Annotated in this window: 20 protein-coding genes and 1 tRNA gene; 12 read left to right on the top strand and 9 right to left on the bottom strand. The window is 54.7% G+C overall.

The features are described 5' to 3' along the window. Nucleotides 1–42: 42 nt before the first annotated feature. On the bottom strand, nucleotides 43–2,739 hold the full coding sequence (locus tag B3K78_RS07565; RefSeq protein WP_286694951.1) for a hypothetical protein: 2,697 nt from the start codon (nucleotides 2,737–2,739) through the stop codon (nucleotides 43–45). A gap of 358 nt (nucleotides 2,740–3,097) precedes the next feature. Then, complete coding sequence (gene gcvP, locus B3K78_RS07570) at nucleotides 3,098–5,971, bottom strand: aminomethyl-transferring glycine dehydrogenase (RefSeq protein ID WP_286694952.1); 2,874 nt, start codon at nucleotides 5,969–5,971, stop codon at nucleotides 3,098–3,100. Nucleotides 5,972–6,214: 243 nt separating this feature from the next. On the opposite strand from gcvP, the gene B3K78_RS07575 reads away from it, so the two are divergent. The 4 genes from B3K78_RS07575 to B3K78_RS07590 all read left to right on the top strand — a co-directional run bounded on the left by B3K78_RS07575 (nucleotide 6,215) and on the right by B3K78_RS07590 (nucleotide 9,168). Then, nucleotides 6,215–7,279 (top strand): peptidoglycan-binding domain-containing protein, encoded by a 1,065-nt coding sequence (locus B3K78_RS07575; RefSeq protein ID WP_286694953.1) that lies wholly within the window; start codon nucleotides 6,215–6,217, stop codon nucleotides 7,277–7,279. Between the two features lie 49 nt (nucleotides 7,280–7,328). Continuing rightward, nucleotides 7,329–7,913, top strand: coding sequence for a uracil-DNA glycosylase family protein (locus B3K78_RS07580; protein WP_286694954.1), 585 nt, complete (start codon nucleotides 7,329–7,331; stop codon nucleotides 7,911–7,913). Further along, nucleotides 7,910–8,524: an NUDIX domain-containing protein gene (locus B3K78_RS07585; protein ID WP_286694955.1), complete on the top strand. Its 615-nt coding sequence runs from the start codon at nucleotides 7,910–7,912 to the stop codon at nucleotides 8,522–8,524. The genes B3K78_RS07580 and B3K78_RS07585 overlap by 4 nt, the downstream gene beginning before the upstream one ends. A 68-nt stretch (nucleotides 8,525–8,592) precedes the next feature. Then, a complete protein-coding gene (locus B3K78_RS07590) occupies nucleotides 8,593–9,168 on the top strand; it encodes a DUF1134 domain-containing protein (RefSeq protein WP_286694956.1) in 576 nt (191 codons plus the stop codon). Between the two features lie 21 nt (nucleotides 9,169–9,189). On the opposite strand, the gene B3K78_RS07595 is transcribed toward B3K78_RS07590, so the two are convergent. Next, a complete protein-coding gene (locus B3K78_RS07595; protein ID WP_286694957.1) occupies nucleotides 9,190–10,461 on the bottom strand; it encodes an alpha/beta hydrolase in 1,272 nt (423 codons plus the stop codon). A gap of 30 nt (nucleotides 10,462–10,491) precedes the next feature. After that, nucleotides 10,492–11,001, bottom strand: coding sequence for a transcription elongation factor GreB (greB, locus tag B3K78_RS07600; RefSeq protein WP_286694958.1), 510 nt, complete (start codon nucleotides 10,999–11,001; stop codon nucleotides 10,492–10,494). Nucleotides 11,002–11,083: 82 nt separating this feature from the next. Here greB and B3K78_RS07605 point away from each other — a divergent pair, with 82 nt between their 5' ends. From B3K78_RS07605 to B3K78_RS07640, 8 genes are all read left to right on the top strand, one after another. Further along, a complete protein-coding gene (locus B3K78_RS07605) occupies nucleotides 11,084–11,905 on the top strand; it encodes a M23 family metallopeptidase (RefSeq protein ID WP_286694959.1) in 822 nt (273 codons plus the stop codon). 44 nt (nucleotides 11,906–11,949) lie between these two features. After that, complete coding sequence (locus B3K78_RS07610; protein ID WP_027872727.1) at nucleotides 11,950–12,135, top strand: Trm112 family protein; 186 nt, start codon at nucleotides 11,950–11,952, stop codon at nucleotides 12,133–12,135. Nucleotides 12,136–12,259: 124 nt separating this feature from the next. After that, the gene (gene alaS, locus B3K78_RS07615; protein ID WP_286694960.1) at nucleotides 12,260–14,881 is read left to right on the top strand and encodes an alanine--tRNA ligase; all 2,622 of its coding nucleotides are present in this window, start codon (nucleotides 12,260–12,262) and stop codon (nucleotides 14,879–14,881) included. A gap of 84 nt (nucleotides 14,882–14,965) precedes the next feature. Then, a complete protein-coding gene (locus tag B3K78_RS07620; protein ID WP_204995618.1) occupies nucleotides 14,966–16,195 on the top strand; it encodes an aspartate kinase in 1,230 nt (409 codons plus the stop codon). 77 nt (nucleotides 16,196–16,272) lie between these two features. Next, nucleotides 16,273–16,455 (top strand): carbon storage regulator CsrA, encoded by a 183-nt coding sequence (gene csrA, locus B3K78_RS07625; protein ID WP_027872724.1) that lies wholly within the window; start codon nucleotides 16,273–16,275, stop codon nucleotides 16,453–16,455. Between the two features lie 127 nt (nucleotides 16,456–16,582). Beyond that, nucleotides 16,583–16,675 (top strand) — tRNA-Ser (locus B3K78_RS07630). 174 nt (nucleotides 16,676–16,849) lie between these two features. Next, nucleotides 16,850–17,098 (top strand): hypothetical protein, encoded by a 249-nt coding sequence (locus B3K78_RS07635; protein WP_286694961.1) that lies wholly within the window; start codon nucleotides 16,850–16,852, stop codon nucleotides 17,096–17,098. A gap of 14 nt (nucleotides 17,099–17,112) precedes the next feature. Next, a complete protein-coding gene (locus B3K78_RS07640; protein WP_286694962.1) occupies nucleotides 17,113–17,802 on the top strand; it encodes an SOS response-associated peptidase family protein in 690 nt (229 codons plus the stop codon). A gap of 602 nt (nucleotides 17,803–18,404) precedes the next feature. Here B3K78_RS07640 and B3K78_RS07645 read toward each other — a convergent pair. The 5 genes from B3K78_RS07645 to B3K78_RS16875 all read right to left on the bottom strand — a co-directional run bounded on the left by B3K78_RS07645 (nucleotide 18,405) and on the right by B3K78_RS16875 (nucleotide 21,068). After that, nucleotides 18,405–18,839 carry an ImmA/IrrE family metallo-endopeptidase gene (locus B3K78_RS07645; RefSeq protein ID WP_286694963.1) on the bottom strand — a complete coding sequence of 145 codons (435 nt, stop codon included), beginning with the start codon at nucleotides 18,837–18,839 and terminating at the stop codon, nucleotides 18,405–18,407. Between the two features lie 122 nt (nucleotides 18,840–18,961). Continuing rightward, entirely contained in the window at nucleotides 18,962–19,321 is a 360-nt protein-coding gene (locus tag B3K78_RS07650) for a helix-turn-helix domain-containing protein (RefSeq protein ID WP_286694964.1), read from the bottom strand. Between the two features lie 253 nt (nucleotides 19,322–19,574). Further along, nucleotides 19,575–19,946: a DUF2513 domain-containing protein gene (locus B3K78_RS07655; protein ID WP_286694965.1), complete on the bottom strand. Its 372-nt coding sequence runs from the start codon at nucleotides 19,944–19,946 to the stop codon at nucleotides 19,575–19,577. Next, nucleotides 19,943–20,905, bottom strand: a complete 963-nt coding sequence (locus B3K78_RS07660; protein ID WP_286694966.1) for a DNA-methyltransferase — start codon at nucleotides 20,903–20,905, stop codon at nucleotides 19,943–19,945. Before B3K78_RS07660 ends, B3K78_RS07655 begins: the two co-directional genes overlap by 4 nt. Further along, nucleotides 20,883–21,068 carry a Com family DNA-binding transcriptional regulator gene (locus B3K78_RS16875; RefSeq protein ID WP_414711286.1) on the bottom strand — a complete coding sequence of 62 codons (186 nt, stop codon included), beginning with the start codon at nucleotides 21,066–21,068 and terminating at the stop codon, nucleotides 20,883–20,885. The genes B3K78_RS07660 and B3K78_RS16875 overlap by 23 nt, the downstream gene beginning before the upstream one ends. Nucleotides 21,069–21,198: the final 130 nt, after the last annotated feature.

Consider the following 21,198-nt stretch of genomic DNA (forward strand, 5'->3'; position numbering starts at 1 on the left):
ATGGCAAAGCGCGGCCCAGAGGCCGCGCTTCATCCTTTTTTATTATGGTGCCAAATCTCCGAAGAGGTTTATGCAATCGTCGTAGAACGTCTCATCGAAGTTTTGGAAATCTTCGATGTTGAAGCCAAGCAATGTATCCAAAAGGCCGCCGACTACGGAGGTAACAGGAGCAACCAAGCAGGCGTCAACAACGTCAACAAGGTCGCCAAGGCCTACAGGCAGTGGGCCGCCAGTCAACAGGGCATTGGTCAGTGTGCCTAAGCCTGCGCCGAGGTCGGGTGCCGAGGGATCCAGCGTACTGAAATCACCGGTTATCAAAGCTTCCACAATGGCTTCGGCAGGGATGGTGCCGCCGTCATCATTTTGAATAAGCGTAGCAAGCAACGGATCAGCTACTAAGCTAACGCCGTAGATAACAGGCAAAATGATTCCTGGCGTTTCAAAGCCAACACCGGGAAGCGAGCTTAGGGTCAGTACGGGCTCCAGGACGCTACACAGCTCATTCGAGAAAGTGAGCAGATTGTCATCAGCCGCTGGCAGTACCAAAACGCTCGCGCCATCGACGGATTGCGTTTCGAATGTACTATCTGAGTCGGTATCGGCCTGGGCCTGAACACAGACAGTACTGAGACGCAGCAAACCGTCGGAGCGCAAACGACCTTTCTGGTTCGGGTCGAAGCTTGCCGCCGCAGCAGCGGGCGTCAGAATAAAGCCACCCGTCGCGTCGGTAATATCTTCGAGAGGAACGCTGTCGGTCACCGCTGTCTGGCAGGCTGCGGGATCTGCAAAGTCGCCACTCCAGAAACCGGGGATAGCGGTAAATGCAATGCGGCTTTGATCGGTGACTCGCAGCAGGCGGGTTGTTGAGTCATTGCCTGCGCCAAGCAGATCGCCCTCGGTGGGCAGCGCTGTCGAGGCTTGCAAATTGCTGAAGTTGGCATAGGCCTCGAATTGCTGGCCGCCGCGAACAAACTGTTCGCCGTCTTCCAGAGACTCAACCAGGTCATCGCGACCGACACAGGCGAATTCGTCGTCTGCAAGGGTGTCTGGTTCAGTCGCATTGGGAACCATGAACAGACGCAGCTCAGTCAATGCGCCGGGGTCAACAGCGTTCACGGGGCGAGTAACGGAAACCGGCTCATCACTGCCAAAGTAGGTCAGCTTGAGTTCCAGTGGGCCCTCTGCGGCGCCAGCTTGGGCAGTAAGCGTGGTGTTAACTGAGGTGTCGGGCACAGGAAGCGCCGTTGTGGGAACGCTAGACTCCCACTCGATCAGACCGTTGGGGCAGGCCTCAAAGGCGCCGGTGCCGCCGGCAAGTTCGGTGAACTTACACAGTGCGCGGTACTCGATTCCGTCCAGGAAGCTGTTCACATACAGCGTATCTGGGCCATTGGTGTCATTATTCAGGCCGTCTACACGTTCGATTTTCAGTTCATCAACACGTGGACCAACCAGATTCAGCTCGAGCGTGTCAGCCAGGTCGGGAACGTTGTTGCCAAAGTTACCGGTTACCACGCTGGTCAGGGCAATACCGCCAGACGCTTTCAGGTCGTCATAGGTGGCGCCGTCAACGGTTACCGCAAAGCCTTCTTTGGGATCGACTTTCGGGTCGGTGCTGTAAATAAGGTCACCGTCACGTGCGCTCCAAACGTCATTGCCGTTGTCGCTGCACTGGTAAACCTGCAGGGTTTGACCTGGGTTTTGCACGTTGTTGTAGGTGAGGCGCGCTACGAACTGCAGGCGCTGTGCCGCAGGCACGCTAATGCTGTTTGAATCCAGGCCTTTACAGCTGGCAATTGAATCCTGTGCTAATACACCGCCCGCATCGCAGGCCGCGGTATCTGGGTTGATGATTGCACAGATATCCACCTTGGCAAAGGTTGCTGGCTTCATCGTTACCGTTAGCTCACGAATGCCATCCGATGTTGCACCGACACAGCCATTGGGATTGCTGTCGGCGTCAACGGCAAACAGGGTTACCTGACGCTCGGCATTATTGCCATCGCTGGTGAAGGGGCTTTTGTAAGTAACGGGAACCGAACCATTGAGCGCAACAGGTTGGTCGGCTGATGGTTCAGCCAGCGTTGTATCGCTGCTGCAAATATAGACGGTATCGGTAATATTTTCGGGAATCGGCGTATTGGTGAAGTACTGCAGTAAGCGGTAGTTCGTTGTTTCCGAATCGTTTTCAATCAGCGGGTCGAGCAAAATTAGCTCTTTGCCCACAATCTTGGGGCTGCCTGCCGGCGTGGGTGGAACCACGGTGAAGGGCAGGGTCTTGCTGAAGGTTTTGCCGGATTTAGTAAAGATACCGGTTACCGTTGCATTGATGGTCGCATCGTCAACGCCCATCTGCACCCGGTTAAGAATATCCTGTACCTTGCCGTCTCTAACGGTGTCGCGGAATTTCGGAGAGCCATCGTCATTGACGTCGAGCTCAGCTTTTTCGGGAGAGCCAAGATTCGCACTCAACTGCCAGCGAACCTGGTCGGTAATAACCATTTCTGGGCCGACGTTCTTGTTAATACCGTCGGAGCGCAGCGCGAGCATGCGTACAGAAATGCGACTGTTACCGGTGCCCGGTAAGGTCGAGACGTTGTTGACGAACTCCATGCGGAGGGTTTCAGGGTCTATGGTTAATCCCGGGCGGTCGGGGCTGCGGGCATCGCCACCGCCTCCACACGCTGCGAGTAAGAACGATGCGAAAACGAGCGACATCGCTATTTTTATGCTTTTCATGTATTCCCCTCCCGGAGAGTCAAGCTGGTACAACAGGAAATGGGTGTGCGCTTAAGGTTACGTAGTTTTACGGATGTTGTAGGTAAAAACAACAGTCGTCACCTCTAAAGTGAGATGTTAGAGCAAAAAGGCCAAAAATTTCTGTGACCTATGCACGTTTAGACTCTTGATTGGCGCTATTTTAGGGCTAAACGACTGCTATGTCGCTGTTACAAAAGCGATTTTAGGCAATGTCGCAAGCTGATGGAGAGTTTGCCTTACCGTGTGTGGTTTTGGCTCGTCCTATCGCGGTATTGCAGAGAGTGGGTATGGGGAGTTCGCCCCACTCTTGGCTTTTTGAGTGGGGCGAGGAAGGGGTTTATCGATAGCTCTCTACCGGCGGGCAGGAGCAGATCAAGTTGCGGTCGCCGTAGACATTGTCGATACGATTGACCGTTGGCCAATACTTCGACTCTCTCAAGTCGTTAACGGGCCATGCGGCTTCTTCGCGACTGTAGGCGCGCGCCCAGTCACTGCTGATGATATCGGCTTGCGTGTGCGGTGCATTAACGAGAGGGTTGTCGTCAGCGGGAAGCTGGCCGGCTTCCACGCGCGCAATTTCCTTGCGAATGTGAATCATGGCATCGCAGAAGCGATCGAGTTCGGCCTTGGCTTCGCTTTCAGTCGGCTCGATCATGAGTGTGCCGGGCACCGGGAAGGACATGGTTGGGGCGTGAAAACCATAATCCATTAAACGTTTTGCAACGTCTTCTTCGCTGATGCCACTGCTTTCTTTTAAGGGGCGCAGGTCGATAATGCACTCGTGGGCGACGCGACCGCGTTTGCCCGTATAAAGGATGGGGTAGTGGTCAGCCAGGCGCTTGGCCATGTAGTTGGCGTTAAGAATCGCAACTTCCGTGGCGCGGCGAAGTCCGGCGCCGCCCATCATGCGGATATACATCCAGGAGATAGGCAGGATGCTGGCGCTGCCGTAGGTGGCTGCCGATACAGTGTCGTTTTCGCTATCCAGGCCATCAATCGGCTGTACAGGGTGATTGGGCAGAAAGGGAGCCAAGTGGGCTTTAACACCGATAGGTCCCATGCCTGGGCCGCCACCACCGTGGGGAATACAAAAGGTCTTGTGTAGATTGAGGTGCGATACGTCGGCACCAAAATGGCCTGGAGCGGCAAGGCCGACCAGGGCATTCATATTGGCGCCGTCCACGTAAACCTGGCCACCGTGCTCGTGAACGATGTCGCAAATTTCGCGAATGCCTTCTTCGAAAACGCCGTGAGTAGAGGGGTAGGTCACCATCAGTGCGGCGAGCTCGTCGCGGTGTTGCTCGGCTTTTTGCCGCAAATCCGCGACATCAACATTGCCCAGTTCATCGCAGTTGACGATCACCACACGCATACTTGCCATCGCTGCTGACGCGGGGTTCGTGCCGTGTGCTGAGCTCGGGATCAGGCAGATGTCGCGCTGCGCATCGCCGCGGCTTTCATGGTAGCGGCGGATGGCAAGCAGTCCGGCATATTCGCCTTGAGAGCCCGCATTCGGCTGCATGGAAAACTTGTCGTAGCCTGTGCATTCCACCAGTTGTTTTTCTAATTCATCAACCAGCTGCAGGTAGCCCGTTATCTGATTTGCGGGGGCAAAGGGGTGAATGCGCCCCAGCTCAGGCCAGGTAACCGGGATCATCTCGCTGCTGGCATTGAGTTTCATAGTGCAGGAGCCGAGGGCGATCATTGAGTGGTTAAGTGCAATGTCCTTGCGCTCCAGGCGGCTCATATAGCGCAGCATTTCCGTTTCGGAGTGGTAGCTATTAAAGACCGGGTGCTCAAGAACGCTGGTGTGGCGTTGCATATCCGCCGGTATTCCCGGCAATTCGCCGAGCTGACTGTCGATATCCGCTACGCTGGGTAGTGCTTGGTCTGCTGCAAATACTGACCAAATTTGCTCGATATCTTCACCGCGAGTGGTTTCATCCAGGCTGATGCCGAGGCTGTCGCGGTTGCGCCGGAAGTTAAGGCCCAGTGCCTCAGCTTTGTCGGCCAACTCACTGCTGCGCTCGCCACAGGCGACCGTTAGCGTGTCGAAAAAATGGGTGTTGCAGTCGAAGCCGAGCTGCTTGAGGCCCGATGCGAGTATGGCGGTAGAGCGATTGACGCGAAGTGCGATCCGGCGAAGTCCCTCAGGACCATGATAAATGGCGTAAAACACCGCCATAATGGCCAGCAGTGCCTGCGAGGTGCAGATATTGGAAGTGGCCTTTTCGCGGCGGATATGTTGCTCGCGGGTTTGCATGGCCATGCGCAGTGCCGGTTTACCGCGACTGTCTACCGACACACCAATGATGCGGCCAGGTACGGAGCGCTTATGCTTGTCTTTGGTTGCAAAGAAGGCTGCGTGGGGGCCGCCAAAGCCCATGGGGACGCCAAAGCGCTGAGCGCTGCCAACGACAATATCGGCACCCTGTTCGCCTGGGGGTGTGAGTAGCATCAGGCTGAGAAGGTCGGCAGCGACCACGCTAAGGCAGTCTTTCTCCTGCGCGAGCTGGCAAAGTCCCCGCAAGTCACGAATTTCACCACCTGTCTGTGGGTATTGAACTAGCACGCCGAAGCAGGGCTGCGCTTCCAGATCGCTAAAGGCGTCGCCGACGACGATTTCGAGGCCGAGCGCGTCGGCGCGCGTTTTAAGTACCGCGATAGTTTGTGGGTGGCAGTGTTGGTCGACGAAAAATACATCACTTTTGTTTTTCCGCGCAGCGCGTTTGCACATCGCCATGGCTTCCGCGGCAGCGGTAGCTTCGTCCAGCAGCGATGCGTTGGCGAGATCCAGTCCGGTGAGGTCGATCACCATTTGTTGGAAATTCAGCAACGCCTCTAGGCGCCCTTGTGCGATCTCCGGCTGGTAGGGTGTGTACGCGGTGTACCAACCCGGGTTTTCCAGTACGTTGCGCAGAATGACCTTGGGAGTATGGGTGTCGTAGTAGCCCATACCAATATAAGAACGGGCAATCGTGTTCTTGGCGGCAATACTGGCCAACTCATTGAGTGCATCTTGTTCGCTGACCCCGTCGGGTAGCGGCAGTGAGTCACGCAAGATGGAGGCGGGAACAGTTTCGCTGATTAATGTCTCTAGCGAGCTGCTGCCCAAGCTGTTGAGCATAGCGCGAACTTGCTCTTCGTTGGGGCCGATGTGCCGCTGTTGAAATTCACCTGAGTCACTAAGTTGCTTGAGAGAGTGGGTCATTATTGCAAGGCGCCTGCGTTCAAAAAAAGCGCGCTCATTAAAGCATATTGTGGTTGAAATTTCCCCGGCATTATTGCCGCCAGCTGCGATATTTTCCTTGGAGATCGCCGCATTCAGGCGGTTTATTGTGTGGTTTAGCGAATTGTGGAAATTGCGGTCGATAAGCTAAATAAATTCGTTATAAAATGCGGTAAACATAGCTCGCTCGTTAGGTGTGTGGGCCCTAGTCAATAGGAGAATAGAGTGATTCGCAGTGCCACGCTTGCCGTATTGATCGCCGCTGTTTGCAGTGCCTGTGTGATGGCCCCGAACTACCGGGGTGGCCGCACACCCGTCGAGCAAGGTGGCCAGCGTGTTGCCTCTCTGGAAACCGCGCTGGCAGATGCGTTGATCCAGATTGAAAAGCTCAAGGCACGAGACGGTGGTAGCGCGCTATCGGCAATGCCGCCCGATGCACAGACGGGCGCTTGTTATGCTCGAATGCTGTTGCCGCCAAAATTTATTGATCGCGAAGCCACTCGGGTGGTGAAGGAGTCCAGTGAAAAACTGGAGATGCAGCCCGCCAAAACGGAGTGGCGCGAAGAACAGGTTGTGGTGAGCGAGGCCTACACGCAATTAAAGGTGGTTCCTGCGACCTATAAATGGGTTGAAGAAAAGACGCAGGTGCTTCCCGCCAGGGTTCGCCAAGAATTGGTGTCTGAGGCTGTATACGAGACAGTAACAGAGAAAATTCTGAGCAAGCCGGCAGAGTCGGTGTGGCGCCCGGGGCGCGGTGCGGTAGAAAAGATTGATGAAGACAGCGGCGAGATTCTCCACTTGGTGGAGGTGCCTGCCAGGTACCGCCGAGTCGAGCGCCAGGTGTTGAAGCGCCCAGCCGTGTACCGCCGCGTTGTTGAGCCCGCCGTTTTCGAGACGGTGAAAAAGCGGGTAATCGACAAGCCAGAACACACCATTGAGGTGAAGGTGCCTGCAACAACCAAAACGGTGCGCGTGCAGCACGTTGTCGAGCCGGCAAAGGTCAAGCGCATTAAGGTACCTGCGGTGTATGAGCGCTACAGCTATCGTGAAAAAATTGCCGATGAGACCTTGGTGTGGCGGCAAATTCTGTGCAAACGCGACGCAAGTGAAGCCAGAATTCGCAATGTTCAGCGAGCCCTGAACGAGCGCGGCTTTGATGCGGGCTATGCCGATGGCATTCTCGGTAAACGCACACGTACCGCTATTCACAGTTTTCAGCAGGAGAAGGGATTGGCGACAGGCCGTTTGTCAGTCGAGACCCTGGACGCGTTGGATATTGCGGCACCCTAGCTAATGCTGTTCCCTTGCCGCCATATGCATTCGACTGCAAAATGCGGCTATGGAGAACCTTCAACAGTTACTTAATGAAGTAGCGGCATGCCGCCTTTGTGAATCGGCGCTGCCTCTTGGTCCGCGCCCGGTTCTGCGGGTCGCGCCAGAGGCTCGAATTCTTATTATCGGGCAGGCCCCGGGGCTAAAAGTGCACAATAGCGGGCTGCCCTGGGATGACCCTTCAGGTGATCGCCTTCGCGGCTGGTTAAATATCGATCGAGAGCAATTCTATCGCGACGCGCGCCTCGGTATTCTGCCGATGGGCTTTTGTTACCCCGGCAAGGGCAAGAGTGGCGATTTGCCGCCTCGCCCCGAGTGCGCGCCAACATGGCATGAGCGCCTATTGCAGCAGATGCCGCAAATAGAGGTTGTGCTGTTGATCGGCCAGTATGCTCAGAAACGCTATGCCGGTGATGACGAGAAAAACCTCACCGAGCGCGTGCGAAACCAATCGCTAGACGGGCGATTTATCAGTCTTCCGCATCCCTCGCCAAGAAATATCCGTTGGTTTAAGCAAAATCCTTGGTTTGATGAGCAGCTACTGCCATCGTTTCAGCGCCGAATACACCCCCTGCTAAGCGAGTCGTCGTGAGAGATAAAAAACAGTCAGTGATCATTGGGCCCTGGCGGCTGCATCACAGTAAGAATGTCTACGAGAATCCGTGGCTGCGGCTTGAGCATCACGAGGTGACTACGCCGGGAAACACGCCGGGCATCTACGGGAAAGTTTGCTTTAAGAACCGCGCGGTGGGCGTGATACCGGTAGATGAGCAGGGCTACACCTGGTTGGTGGGTCAATATCGCTATCCGCTGCAAGCTTACAGTTGGGAGATACCTGAGGGCGGTTGCCCTCTCGGCAGCTCCGCGCCGGCGGCAGCGCTGCGCGAGCTGGCTGAAGAGACCGGCCTGCGTGCGGCGGCGTTGTACCCATTGATGACGCTGCACACCAGTAATTCCTGCACCGATGAAGTGGCAGAGCTTTATGTTGCGCGGGGCCTAAGGCCTGGCGAAAGCGCGCCGGAGCCCTGCGAGGAGCTTGAAATCCGGCGTCTACCCTTGACCGAGGTAATAGACATGGCGCTTTCCGGTGAGATTACCGATGCTATCAGCGTCGCTGCGCTGCTAAAACTGCACGCCTTGTTGCTGAAGTATGAGGGCTGTTGGAGGACGTTGCTTGAGCGCCTGCCGCCCAGTGAGATATAAACAACGTTGTCGGTAATAGCCGCCGGCGGCAAGACAGGGCCCTTGATAGGCGCCTAAGAGGAGGTCGTATGAAACAGATAATGCGGTGGAGCAGGGGTGTATTTGCTGCGTTGGTTGTCATGCTGTCAACGCTGGCGGGTGCCCATGCGGAAGAGTCCACCAAGGGCTTCAGTCGCGAGCAGGTAATGGAAAAAGCCGGGTTGTTTTTCGGCGAAACAACCGAGGGGTTGGCAAAGGCGGTCGAAAAGGTTTTTGCCGAACAAGGTGAGCCCAACGCCATTATTGTTGGCGAAGAGGTCTCTGCAGCGCTGGGGGTTGGTGTGCGCTACGGCCGCGGTGAATTGCAAACCCTTGGTGGGGAGGTGCGCGCGATATTTTGGCAGGGGCCTTCCATCGGATTTGATCTCGGGGCAAATGCCTCCAAGGTTTTTACGCTGGTTTATCAGCTTGACGACGTCGAGCGTTTGTATCAGCGCTTCCCGGGCGTGGAAGGGAGTATATATGTTGCGGCCGGTGTCGGGGTGAATTACCAGCGCAGTGGCGACATCGTATTGGCGCCTATCCGCACGGGTGTTGGTCTGCGTAGTGGCGCCAATGTTGGGTATTTGCAGTACAGCAAAAAAGCCAGCTGGAACCCGTTTTAGGGGCTCGCGCTAAAGCCCGGTTTACGCCGGGCTGGTTTCATCGCTGAGCGCTGCGGTCGTCTTTTCGGCTTGCGCCAGGTAGCGCTGGTGAAGGCAGTGGCAATAGTCGCAGAGGGCATTGACCACAATTTGGCTTCGCAGCGAGATCACCAAGTCGAAGGCGTGCTGAGCATCGGGCAGTTCGGCGTAGGCCACGGGGTTTTTCGAGCTGGCCTTCAACTCTGCATAGAGCTCACGCGACTCTTTCACCGGTACAAGTGTGTCCGCTTCGCCGTGAATAATAAGAAAGGGTGGTGCATCTTCATGTATCCATGACACGGGTGAGGCGCTGCGCCACAGTTCGCCGCCCTCGCTACGCGTCTTCTTAATCACGCGCTCAGCCAGCCATTGTTCTAAACCTTCGTTGTGCCGCTGTGCCTTGCTGTTCAGAAAATCATAGACCCCGTAAAACGGGATGCAGGCTTGCACCTGAGTGTCGCGCTCTTCAAAGCCCGGCTGAAACTCGGCGGCGTTAGCACTCAGTGCTAACAGACTACTTAAATGACCACCAGCAGAGCCGCCTGTGGCAACGATAAAGTCGGGATCACCACCGTAGTCGGCGATGTGATCTTTGGTCCAGACCAGCGCGCGTTTGCAGTCGATAATATGGTCGGGGAAGGTTGCCGCCGGACTCAGGCGATATTGAACGGCAACGCAAATCCAGCCGTTTTCGGCCAGCTGTGTCATCAGTGGCAGGGCCTGCTGCTCTTTGCTGCCCAGGTTTTGCATCCATGCGCCGCCGTGTATTTGTAGCAGTACCGGTGCATTTTTGGGGCAATCCCGGCGGCGATAGATATCGACATGAAGCTTGCGGCCATTAACATCGCAATAGGGAATATCCTTCAAACGCTCGACCCGCGGGTGGCGGAACGCGAAGGGTTTTAGCAAGCGGTCGCTGTCGGGGGTGTAGTGCAGGTTATCGGGAGTCTGCGGATAATCGTCAGTCTCCAGCGCTTCGCAAACAGCCGCACGCATAATTGCCTCATTATTTCGCGCCCTGAAGTAAAACAAACCCAAGCTAAGCCAGCTTGCCATGGCGATCAGCAGTCCGAGGCTATCGGCGAGGCCGTCGAGTTCGCCGAATAACACAATCCCTGCCGTAAGCAGCACATTGATGGCTATGATATGCAGACCGAGTTCGCCCGCTAACATGCCAAAAATGAAGCTGACGATGCCCATGAATTCAGGTTTACCTTTCCAGGGGTGGTAGGCGTTCCAGCTAAACCATGCCCAGAAGAGTGAAAGTGTCAGCATTGCGAATGTGCCTCGGTTGATGTGTACGACTCAGCGCGGAGAATGCCCGTATTGAATGGCGGTAATATAATAAAGCTTTTCGCCGGTTGGCGTTGTGACGGAAATTTCATCATCTACTCGCTTGCCAAGCAAGGCTTTCGCCAGCGGCGAGTCCATGGAAAGTTTGCCATTGCTGACATCAAACTCATCCGGGCCAACAATACGGTAATGGCTTTCGTTACCGTCTTCATCCTCTACGGACACCCATGCGCCGAAGAAGACCCGTTCTCGGTCGCTGGGGAATTCGTCGACCACAGTGAGTTCATCGAGCCGTTTGCTGAGAAAGCGCACCCGGCTGTCGATTTCCCGCAACCGCTTTTTGCCGTAGATATAGTCGCCATTTTCCGAGCGATCGCCATTCTTTGCCGCCTCGTGCACGGTTTGGGTGACTTGTGGGCGCTCTACCTTCCACAGTTGACGCAGCTCTTCACGAAGGGCGCGCTCGCCCTCGGGGGTGATGTACCGAGAGCCTCGTTGACGGGGCGGACGATAGCGACTCATTTGTTGTCAAAACCTTAAGCGAGATGCTGAATCGCTCATAATATCGCGATATGGTGTGAGGCAGGAATTGTTAGGAGGGAATATGCGCACGTTAATACTCTTCATAGGCGCGCTATTGTCGGTGCAGGCCGGGGCTGTTGAGCTGCAGGGGCAGTTGATACAGGGCGGGCTTATCCACGGCAAAGTGGCACCTGGCAGCCGGGTGGAGCTCGGAGAGCACTCGGTGAAAGTGGCCGAAAATGGCGTATTTGTTGCCGGTTTTGATCGGGATGCGCCCGCAGTAATGACGTTGCGCGTGTGCCACGACGGCGACTGTGCCAGCCAGGAGCTTGCGATAGCGCAGCGCGAATACGTCGTGCAGCGGGTAAATGGGGTCCCTCAGAAAACCGTGACACCGCCGGCAGAGGTGCTGGCGCGTATTCGTCAGGAATCCGCTATGGTGGGTAAGGCGCGCCGGCGCAGTGAAGACCGGCAGGATTTTTTAAATACCTATCAATGGCCGCTAATTGGCCCCATCACTGGTGTTTTCGGGAGTCAGCGTGTCTATAATGGCACCCCCGGTCGACCACACTATGGTGTGGACGTGGCGAGACCCGTGGGGACAACTGTTATCGCGCCCAACAGCGGCGTGGTGACGCTGGTTCACAACGATATGTTTTACTCGGGGGGAACCCTGATCATCGACCACGGCCAGGGCATCTCTTCCACGTTCATCCATCTGAGTAAAATTTTGGTTGCGCCTGGGCAAGAGGTGGAGACTGGGCAGCCCATCGCCGAAGTAGGTGCAACGGGGCGGGCGACAGGGCCGCATCTTGACTGGCGCATGAACTGGCATGGTCAGCGTTTAGATCCAGCGCTATTGGTAGGGCCGATGCCCAGTGAGCTGGCGCCCGTCAGTGAATGAGCGCACCCTGGGCTGCGTTGTTGTTTTGATTTAGAGTGTTGAGAATGATTGATAAAAAGTTGTTGGAAATCTTGGTTTGCCCGGTGAGCAAAGCGCCAGTCGAGTTCGACGCTGAGCGCAATGAGCTGGTGTGCCGCGCCAGCGGTTTGGCGTACCCGGTGCGCGACGGTATTCCGGTAATGCTGGAGTCAGAGGCGCGACCACTGACTGCTGATGAAAAACTTGGCTAATTCACCCGTTGTCGCAGGCGTTGGCGCATACATCGCCTGCTGATTTCGCTATACTTTTTCCTTCCCGCCGGAAGCTGTCTTCCGGCGTTTGTCGTTATGTAGACCCCAGAGTGAGACCGTGTTCATGAAAAGCGCTGCTATCCGCGATGCCTTTATTCGCTACTTTGAAAGCAAGGGACACACCCCGGTGGCCAGTAGTTCGCTGGTACCCGGTAATGACCCTACGTTGCTTTTTACGAATGCGGGGATGGTGCAATTTAAAGACGTGTTCCTCGGTCGCGATAAACGCAATTACAGCCGCGCGGTCAGCAGTCAGCGTTGTGTTCGCGCCGGGGGTAAGCACAATGATTTGGAGAATGTCGGCTACACCGCTCGTCACCATACCTTCTTCGAAATGCTGGGGAATTTTAGCTTTGGCGACTATTTCAAACGCGATGCCATTCTCTTTGCGTGGGAATTCTTAACGTCGAAAGAGTGGTTGAATATCGATAGCTCACGCCTGTGGGTAACGGTCTATGCCGACGATGATGAAGCCTACAAAATATGGAATGAAGAGGTTGGTGTTCCGGCTGAGCGCATGGTGCGTATCGGCGACAACAAGGGCGCCAAATATGCCTCGGATAACTTCTGGTCGATGGGTGACACAGGTCCCTGTGGGCCCTGTACAGAAATTTTTTATGACCACGGTGAAGATGTAGCTGGTGGTCCTCCGGGGAGCCCGGATGAGGACGGCGACCGCTACATCGAAATCTGGAACAACGTATTCATGCAGTTCAATCGCGATGCCGATGGCACCATGACTGAGCTGCCTGCGCCATCAGTAGACACCGGCATGGGGCTGGAGCGCATATCTGCGGTGATGCAGGGTGTTCACAGCAATTACGAGATAGACCTGTTCGACAACCTCATTGCCGCGACGGCCAGGGTGCTGGGTGTTGATGACCGTCAACACACCTCGTTGCGTGTTATTGCTGACCATATCCGCTCCTGCGCGTTTTTGATTGCCGATGGTGTACTGCCGTCCAACGAAGGGCGCGGCTATGTGTTGCGCCGGATAATTCGCCGTGCAGTGCGTCACGGCAACAAGCTTGGTGCGACCGAGCCCTTCTTTTACAAACTGGTTGATGCCCTGGCAGTTGAAATGGGCAGTGCCTACCCCGAGCTACGTGAATTGCAGGGTGCGATTGAAAAAGCATTGCTCCAGGAAGAAGAGCAGTTCGCGAAGACACTGGACCAGGGAATGAAGATTCTCGAGGCAGACCTGAGTGAGCTTAAGGGGCAGCAAATCCCGGGTGAAACGGTGTTCCGTTTATACGATACCTATGGTTTCCCCGTGGACCTTACCGCCGATATCGCCCGAGAGAAAGACCTGACGTTGGATATGGACGGGTTTGAGGCGGCCATGGAGGCGCAGCGCCAGCGTGCTCGCTCAGCATCGAATTTCAAAATGGATGCCGACCTGCGGTTAGACGTGGACGGCGCCACCACCTTCACTGGCTATCAGTCGCTGAGCGACAACGCCAAGATTATTGCACTGCTGCGTGATGGTCAGCCCTGTGAGCGCGCTGCAGAGGGTGATGATGTTCTGGTGGTGCTGGATCGCACGCCTTTCTATGCTGAGTCCGGTGGCCAGGCAGGGGACTGCGGTGTTATTCGCGCGGAAGGCTTACGCATAGAAGTGCGCGATACCCAGAAGGCTGGTGATCACTTTGTACATATTGGCGTGGTTGCGACGGGAGCAGTTGTTGCCGGCCAAGCTGTAGATGCCGAAGTAGATGCCAGTATTCGCCAATCTACCGCGCTGAATCACTCGGCAACCCATTTGCTTCACGCCGCATTGCGCAAGGTACTGGGTGAGCATGTAGCGCAAAAGGGCTCGCTGGTAACTGCCGAGCGCCTGCGTTTTGACTTTGCCCACGGTGAGGCGGTAACTGCGGAACAGTTGCAGAAAATAGAGGCGATGGTGAATGACGAGATTCGCCGAAATACCGCGGTTGAAACCGTGGAAACCGATATCGACTCTGCTAAAGAGCGGGGCGCGGTGATGCTGTTTGGCGAGAAGTATGGCGATACCGTGCGCGTATTGAGCATGGGTGGCGACTTCTCTGTTGAGCTGTGTGGCGGCACCCATGTTCGTCGCACCGGCGATATTGGCGTGATGCGTATCGTTGCGGAATCTGGCATTGCTGCCGGTGTGCGCCGAATTGAGGCGATAACCGGAGCCGAAGCGCTAAATGAAGCGGGGCGCGATCGCAGCCGTCTGCAGTCTGCTTGTGCGGCATTGAAAAGTACGCCTGAAAATTTTGATGCCAAACTTGCACAGCTGCTGACTAGCCACCGGGAACAGCAAAAAGAACTTGAGCGTCTAAAGGCCAAGCTGGCAACCGCGGGCAGTCGCGATCTATTGTCTGAGGTGGAAGAGATCAACGGTATTAGCGTCCTCGCCGTTAATATAGAAGGCGCTGATGCGAAGACCTTGCGCGATAGCATGGACCAGCTGAAGAACAAGTTGGGCTCAGGTGTGGTGCTGCTGGCCAGTGGCGAGGGCGAAAAAGTATCGCTGGTCGCCGGCGTAACGAAAGACCTCACGGGTCGCTGCAAAGCGGGCGATATTATGAAGCAAGCTGCGGCGGCAGTCGGAGGCAAGGGCGGCGGTCGTCCAGATATGGCGCAGGGCGGCGGCAGCGATGTTGCCGCGATACCCGCTGCCTTGCAGTCGGTCAAAGATTACGTGAATCACGTATAGAGACATAGTTGCCGTTTCCTTTAATCTTGAGTTGGTGTTTAATGAGCGCCCTCCGCTCAGGGCGTTCATTTGCAGATAGAAAACATGAGTCTGATTGTTCAAAAATTTGGCGGTACTTCGGTCGGCACCGTTGACCGGATAAAGGCGGTCGCAGAGAAAGTTGCAGGCTTTCGGCGTCGCGGTGATGATGTTGTGGTAGTCGTGTCGGCCATGAGTGGCGAGACTAACCGCTTGATTGAAATGGCCAAGGCCATGCAGGAGCACCCCACCCCAAGGGAGTTGGATGTTCTCGTCGCAACAGGCGAGCAAGTCACGATTTCATTGTTGTGTATGGCGCTGCATGAGCTCGGTGTTGGGGCGAAGTCCTACACGGGCAGCCAAGTGCGTATTCTCACCGACGAGGCCCATACCAAGGCGCGGATCAGGGAAATTGATGATCACCGTATTCGCGAAGACCTGGCTGGTGGCAACGTGGTTGTGGTGGCTGGCTTTCAGGGCGTGGATGAGAGCGGTAATATCACCACCCTCGGCAGAGGGGGCTCAGATACCACGGGTGTCGCCTTGGCGGCGGCGCTAAAGGCGGATGAATGCCAGATATATACCGATGTGGATGGTGTTTATACCACCGACCCAAGGGTAGAGAGCCAAGCGCGTCGGCTTGAGCGCATTACCTTCGAAGAGATGCTGGAAATGGCTAGCTTGGGTTCGAAGGTGTTGCAAATTCGCGCCGTTGAGTTTGCAGGTAAGTACAATGTGCCGTTGCGCGTATTGCACGCCTTTGAAGACGGCCCGGGTACGTTGATCAGTCTTGAGGAAGAATCAGATATGGAAAACCCGGCGATTTCGGGTATCGCGTTCACGCGCGATGAAGCAAAGATTACGGTACTCGGTGTACCCGATACACCGGGCCTGGCCTACCAGATACTTGGGCCAGTTAGTGACGCAAATATTGAGGTGGACGTCATTGTTCAAAACGTCGCCGAGGACAATACGACTGACCTGACCTTTACTGTCGGTCGAAATGACGTCGCGAAAACAGAGGCAATTGTCCGCAAGCTGGTTGAAGAAACGGGTGCGCGAGAGGTGAAAACCGACAATAAAATTGCCAAGGTGTCGCTCGTGGGGGTCGGAATGCGCTCACACGCTGGCATCGCAAGTAAAATGTTTAAAACTTTGGCGGAAGAGTCGATCAACATTCAGCTGATCACCACTTCAGAAATTAAGATTTCGGTGGTCGTTGATGAAAAATATCTAGAGCTGGCGGTGAGGGCCCTCCATACAGCTTTTGATCTAGATAAAGCGCCTACATCGTAGAAACAGAGACGTGAACTGCTGCGCGCATACGGATACGCACGGGGTACGGATACTGGCTCTGGATAGGAGAAAGCAACATGTTAATACTGACTCGTCGTATTGGTGAGACGCTCATGGTCGGTGACGAAGTGACTGTCACTGTATTGGGAGTGAAGGGGAATCAAGTGCGTCTGGGTGTGAATGCACCCAAGCATATCGCCGTTCACCGGGAAGAAATTTATGACCGCATTCAAGGCGAGAAAGACGGTAATAAAGAATAGCGGGAAATTAGCCTAAAGGCCTTTGATTCTTCGCTCAGTATGGTATTATGCCGCGCGTTTCGTTGCTAACACGCTTTTGAAAACAAGGCCTTAGCAACGAACCTCCAACAGAAAGTTGGAACAATTCGGAGAGGTGGCCGAGTGGCTGAAGGCGCTCCCCTGCTAAGGGAGTATGGGGTTAATAGCTTCATCGAGGGTTCGAATCCCTCCTTCTCCGCCATACATAAAAGCCCCAGTCTAACGACTGGGGCTTTTTTTATGCTCGCATTTTGGGGTTTTGCTCACTCCTGTAACCGCGCGCGCTTTTTGGCACTGATTAGCGCTTCTTTTGGCACACCTCTCATCAATTCCGCTATGCTTTTAACACCCCAAGAAGCAGACATAAGGAATTGTAATGGAAGAGTATCGTGTACAGCTCTCGGATAAGAATAAGCCAGACGCCTATTTGCTGGTCATTGAGGCTGAAAAGCCACTCACGAAAGAAGAGATAGCTCGTGAGTGTTGGGGGCACCTCCGTGAGGAGCTCTTGGAGCGTTTGATACCCGACGCACCCAGACGTCAAGAACACAGTTACCTAAGTCAGCTACTTGACTATGGCATTCGTATAGAAAGCATTGAGCCAGACCCCCTGCCTTCGTCGTGATGGAGGTTGCTCCAATGTGTGGCTACCTTGGCAATGTGATTGATTCGCCGTTGACTCGGGCGTTGATGTTGATTTTGCGGGTGGATTTTGGGGAGTATCCGTTTCGGAATAACCCTGGCTCTGGGCCTGCGGCTAGCATTGATATTGTGTTGGAGCGCGACGGTAGGCGGGTGGTGTCGCCTGCGGTGTGGTGGTTGCTGTTGAACCCTTCAGAGGGGCTTAAGCCTTCCCGCTATACGAGCTTTAACACGCGCTCGGATAAGTTAAACGTTGCGGGCAGTGCGGGTGCTAAGCCTTTTCGTAGCAGCCGCTGTGTGATTCCTGCCGCGTACATTATTGAGGGTGAGGGTGCGAAGGGAGCAAGGCGCTACCACCGCATAGAACCACGCCATACGGCTTTTGCTCTGGGTGGGTTGTATAGGGAGTGGGTAAACCCTGAAACGGGCCAGCAGGTGCTCTCGTGCAGTGTGATTACGCTTCCGCCTCACCCTGCGCTGGCTGATGTTCACAGCAAGTCTACGCCGTTGTTCTTACCGAATGACCCTACGGTTATTGACCGCTGGCTGTCGCCAGCGGTGACCGATGTGGAGGAGTTTGCGCCGTTGCTGCAGCCCAGCTGGCCAGAGCCGCTGCGCTGCACGCCGATTGAGCGGCCGGGAAACCCGGTAGCGATTGGTGATGCGTTTGATGTGCCGCCTGGGTAGGCGGCAAATTCGGGCGGGGCTTCTATACTACAACTGATCAAGGAGGATCGTTATGTTGCTGCTTATGAGAAGGTCAGGGGAGGCCATTGTGGCAGACGGGAAACTGCTGCGGGTGAAGGCGGTGTCCCCCACACATGTTGAGTTTGAGGAATTAGACATTGATCTGAGAGTGAGCCATCGACCTCCGTTGAGGAAAAGGATGAGTGCTCGGGTGAATAGGACGGCTAGGGGAGGAAATCCTCCCCGTGATTAATGCGTTACGCCAAAATTAACTTAGCGCTTCTTTTTTGACTTCACTCGAATACGGAATGCTTTTTTCCCATACTTTGCAGCGTGAAGCACACGTCCGTTTTTCAAGCGGATTGTCTTTGTGAAGATGTACTCGCCTTCGTCTTTAGATGACATAGTAGACCCCATCGGCAGTTTTTCAGCCGATCAATTGAAGTAGCGTATTAACTAGGGGTCTTGCGCTAACCAATGGTTAGAACTACACTACGCCGCGATATCGCCAAATATCAAACGTAGTAAAGTCACCCCTAGAAGATCGTGTGTTACTTCGTTACCCACGTCTTTTTGTGACTAAATGCGCCGATGGTGCTCTCCTAAAGCACCACCGGCGCATTTATTTTCCTCAGCCGTAGTGCAGCAGCAGAGGTAGAAACCTTGTATGTCTTACAAACTGACGTAAGACTGTTTGGTCTGCCAGCAAGCTCTGAATACGGCATCAAAAATTCAGCGGCAAAAGTATCTGCTTGCCACTCTGAATCGACGAAAACTGGTTCATTCGCCGCTCTTAACCTCGCAAAACTAGGCTCAATGCCGCGGTGTAAGAGGAGGTGTCCAAACTCATGTGCGAGCGTGAAATTGTCTCGACCTACACCTGATACGGCACCGTCATATGTTGAAGCACTAATGACGATAAGGTTTGAGTCCGGATAAGTCCTAGCATGGTCGCCGTGCATAACTTTGTCTTCTTGAACATCAAAGTCGAAATCAGGCATTGCCGTTGGCAGTACAAACTCAATGAGTTTCGCCATATTTATGCCACCCGATATCTGAAGCAGATCTCTTACCTGATTTGCTAACGATCTAATATCGTTTATTGAGCGTGGCTCAACTCTGTAACCTCGTTTTCTTATCGCCAATAGTCTGTCTCCTGTTAATCTACATCAGCTGCCAGCTTCCTAATTTGATCCAGCTTTTCTGCTGGCAATGAGCCGAAATTTCTTGCAAGCATTGCCACCGCACTGCGTGCTTGTTCATTGCTGTTTGAAACATCAATAGTGAACTCAGACTGAGATTGAAAAGCTGCGTCCCAAATAAGCTTTTCTTCGTCTGTGCTCAGGCACATTGCTTTAACAACATTCTCTACAAATGGGTTAGTTAGTTTTTTCCTACCTTTCTCAATAGCCGACACATAAGAAGAGGCTACACCTAACTGATCAGCTAATGCTTTGAGTGTTAAACCTTTATCTATGCGCAGTTTTCTAATCTCTTTCCCATAGGGTGTGTTCATCATCCAGTCCTCCCGAGTTGGTCTCCATGTAGTTTTATTCGGTTGAATTAACTAACGTGATCCGCAATATGACCATCTCAGTTCTTATGTTAACCAAACAAGGTTAACATTGCAAGAGTTTTGGTTAATTTCTCTTCTTTCTCCAAAGCAACTACTCCTATAGGCCAGCAATACGGCACAGCCAGCTGTGTGGGCGGGCTATGCCAGTGGGACGTAGCTGCCGACCAAAGAGTTGATCGGCGGTTATTCAGGCGGGTTAATCGTTGTTTAGAAGCTGGTTAACTCGTTTTTTGGCCCATCCCTCAGCAAGGTCTTTACCAACCTTGATGATCGTAGCGAAGCTAGCTTCTTTGAATTCTCGCTGGATAGTCGACCAGATTTCTTCTCTTTTCATTAAGTCGATGAATTCATGGCCTTGCCAGGTTAATTTTCGGATTACCACTGCTGAAGGCGATTGCGACGTGCTTGATAAGTTTTTTTGGACGCTACCCTCTGCGAGGCCCGCTTCTATAACTAATTGCATGTTGTACAGGATCAAGTCTTTCTCGAAGCCTGGAACATCCAGAGGTGGCTCGTTTGCTTCTACTGCCAAAAGGATTTTCCTTACAAGCCCCATATCTCTCTTCATCTGAGTTTTCTCCCTTTGTTGATGCGGGTCGTCGCAATAGCATGGTAACCCGAATCAAATTCACACCCCACAAACCGTCGGCCGTTGCGCACGGCGGCGATGCCGGTGGTGCCGCCGCCCATGAAGGGGTCTAGCACGGTGTCGCCGGGGCGGCTGCTGGCGGTGATGATGTGTTCCATCATGGCGAGGGGTTTTTCGCAGGGGTGTTTGCCGGGGTAGTGCTGCACGGGTGGGCATACCCAGGCGTCGGTGTACCAGTTGGGGTGGTCGGCGTTGAAGGGCCGACGCGCGGGTTGGGTGGCGGTGTTAAGGCGGTGGTGCACCTCTTGTTGCAGGTCGGTGTGGGGGCGGGGTAGGTGGCCGGGAAGCAGCACCTGAAGCGCTTCATACTGGGTGGCGGTGGGTAGGCGCCATTGGGATCGGCCGAACCAGTGGCCCGCCATTTGGTTGCCCAGGGCGCGGTTGATGTCGCTTTGGGTTTTACCGGCGGCCGCCAATGCCTCGCGAAAGTAGCGAATGATAGGTTCGCAGGCGGCGGCGTTGGCGCGGTGCTGGGCGCTTGCCTCGGCGCAGTCGCGCTGAGTGGCAAAAATGATGCGCTCGGTGGCGGGGAAGTAGCGCCGCAGGCTGGCCTTGCACTGGCGCTTATGCATGCCGGTGGGTTTGATCCACACGATGTGGTTTTCCACCACCATGTGTTTGGCAATAAGCGCTTCGGTGGCGGCGGCCAGCTTTGGCCCTGCGAACAGGTAGAGGCTGCCGGTAGGGCGCAGCACTCTGGCACATTCCTTTACGACGTGCTCCAGCCAGTGCATAAAGTCGGCCTGGGTGGCCCACTGGTTGTCCCAGGCGTCTTTCTTTACCCGGAAGTAGGGTGGGTCGGTGGCGACCAGGTCTATGCTGTTGCTGGGTAGCTCGGCCAGCACGGCCAAGCAGTCACGGTTGTGTAGTGTGTACATGATGAGCACCTTTGTGGGCGCTCTTGGCGCTCAAGGTGCTCGGGGCACTCAAATTGTTAAAGAACTTGCACCGAGGGCATTTGATCTCGATGCGAACATACTGACCTTTTCCGAGCAGTCTGTTACAGCGACTGCAGCGAATTTCTTGCACGCGAACCTCCATAAATCTGGTAGGCTCCCCGTGCCCGTCGACGGGTGGGGCAGCCTTGGTTCACAGTGCCTGTTCACTGTGGGCGGGTGGCTTCGTGTTGCCGCACGTTGCTACTCGCTGTCCCTTTTCCTGTTGAATGAAA

Origin of the sequence: Spongiibacter sp. UBA1325, assembly GCF_002306875.1 — a bacterium.
GTDB classification, from domain to species: Bacteria; Pseudomonadota; Gammaproteobacteria; order Pseudomonadales; family Spongiibacteraceae; genus Spongiibacter; species Spongiibacter marinus.

Bases quoted from the DNA above. Each gene is read 5' to 3' on its own strand.
- alaS (WP_286694960.1), top strand. From the start codon at position 12,260: ATGAAAAGCGCTGCTATCCGCGATGCCTTTATTCGCTACTTTGAAAGC.
- B3K78_RS07655 (WP_286694965.1), bottom strand. From the start codon at position 19,946: ATGAAGAGAGATATGGGGCTTGTAAGGAAAATCCTTTTGGCAGTAGAA.
- B3K78_RS07640 (WP_286694962.1), top strand. From the start codon at position 17,113: ATGTGTGGCTACCTTGGCAATGTGATTGATTCGCCGTTGACTCGGGCG.
- B3K78_RS16875 (WP_414711286.1), bottom strand. From the start codon at position 21,068: ATGGAGGTTCGCGTGCAAGAAATTCGCTGCAGTCGCTGTAACAGACTG.
- B3K78_RS07580 (WP_286694954.1), top strand. From the start codon at position 7,329: ATGGAGAACCTTCAACAGTTACTTAATGAAGTAGCGGCATGCCGCCTT.
- B3K78_RS07660 (WP_286694966.1), bottom strand. From the start codon at position 20,905: ATGTACACACTACACAACCGTGACTGCTTGGCCGTGCTGGCCGAGCTA.
- B3K78_RS07610 (WP_027872727.1), top strand. From the start codon at position 11,950: ATGATTGATAAAAAGTTGTTGGAAATCTTGGTTTGCCCGGTGAGCAAA.
- B3K78_RS07565 (WP_286694951.1), bottom strand. From the start codon at position 2,739: ATGAAAAGCATAAAAATAGCGATGTCGCTCGTTTTCGCATCGTTCTTA.
- B3K78_RS07650 (WP_286694964.1), bottom strand. From the start codon at position 19,321: ATGATGAACACACCCTATGGGAAAGAGATTAGAAAACTGCGCATAGAT.
- B3K78_RS07620 (WP_204995618.1), top strand. From the start codon at position 14,966: ATGAGTCTGATTGTTCAAAAATTTGGCGGTACTTCGGTCGGCACCGTT.
- gcvP (WP_286694952.1), bottom strand. From the start codon at position 5,971: ATGACCCACTCTCTCAAGCAACTTAGTGACTCAGGTGAATTTCAACAG.
- greB (WP_286694958.1), bottom strand. From the start codon at position 11,001: ATGAGTCGCTATCGTCCGCCCCGTCAACGAGGCTCTCGGTACATCACC.
- B3K78_RS07645 (WP_286694963.1), bottom strand. From the start codon at position 18,839: ATGGCGAAACTCATTGAGTTTGTACTGCCAACGGCAATGCCTGATTTC.
- B3K78_RS07605 (WP_286694959.1), top strand. From the start codon at position 11,084: ATGCGCACGTTAATACTCTTCATAGGCGCGCTATTGTCGGTGCAGGCC.
- B3K78_RS07595 (WP_286694957.1), bottom strand. From the start codon at position 10,461: ATGCTGACACTTTCACTCTTCTGGGCATGGTTTAGCTGGAACGCCTAC.
- csrA (WP_027872724.1), top strand. From the start codon at position 16,273: ATGTTAATACTGACTCGTCGTATTGGTGAGACGCTCATGGTCGGTGAC.
- B3K78_RS07590 (WP_286694956.1), top strand. From the start codon at position 8,593: ATGAAACAGATAATGCGGTGGAGCAGGGGTGTATTTGCTGCGTTGGTT.
- B3K78_RS07635 (WP_286694961.1), top strand. From the start codon at position 16,850: ATGGAAGAGTATCGTGTACAGCTCTCGGATAAGAATAAGCCAGACGCC.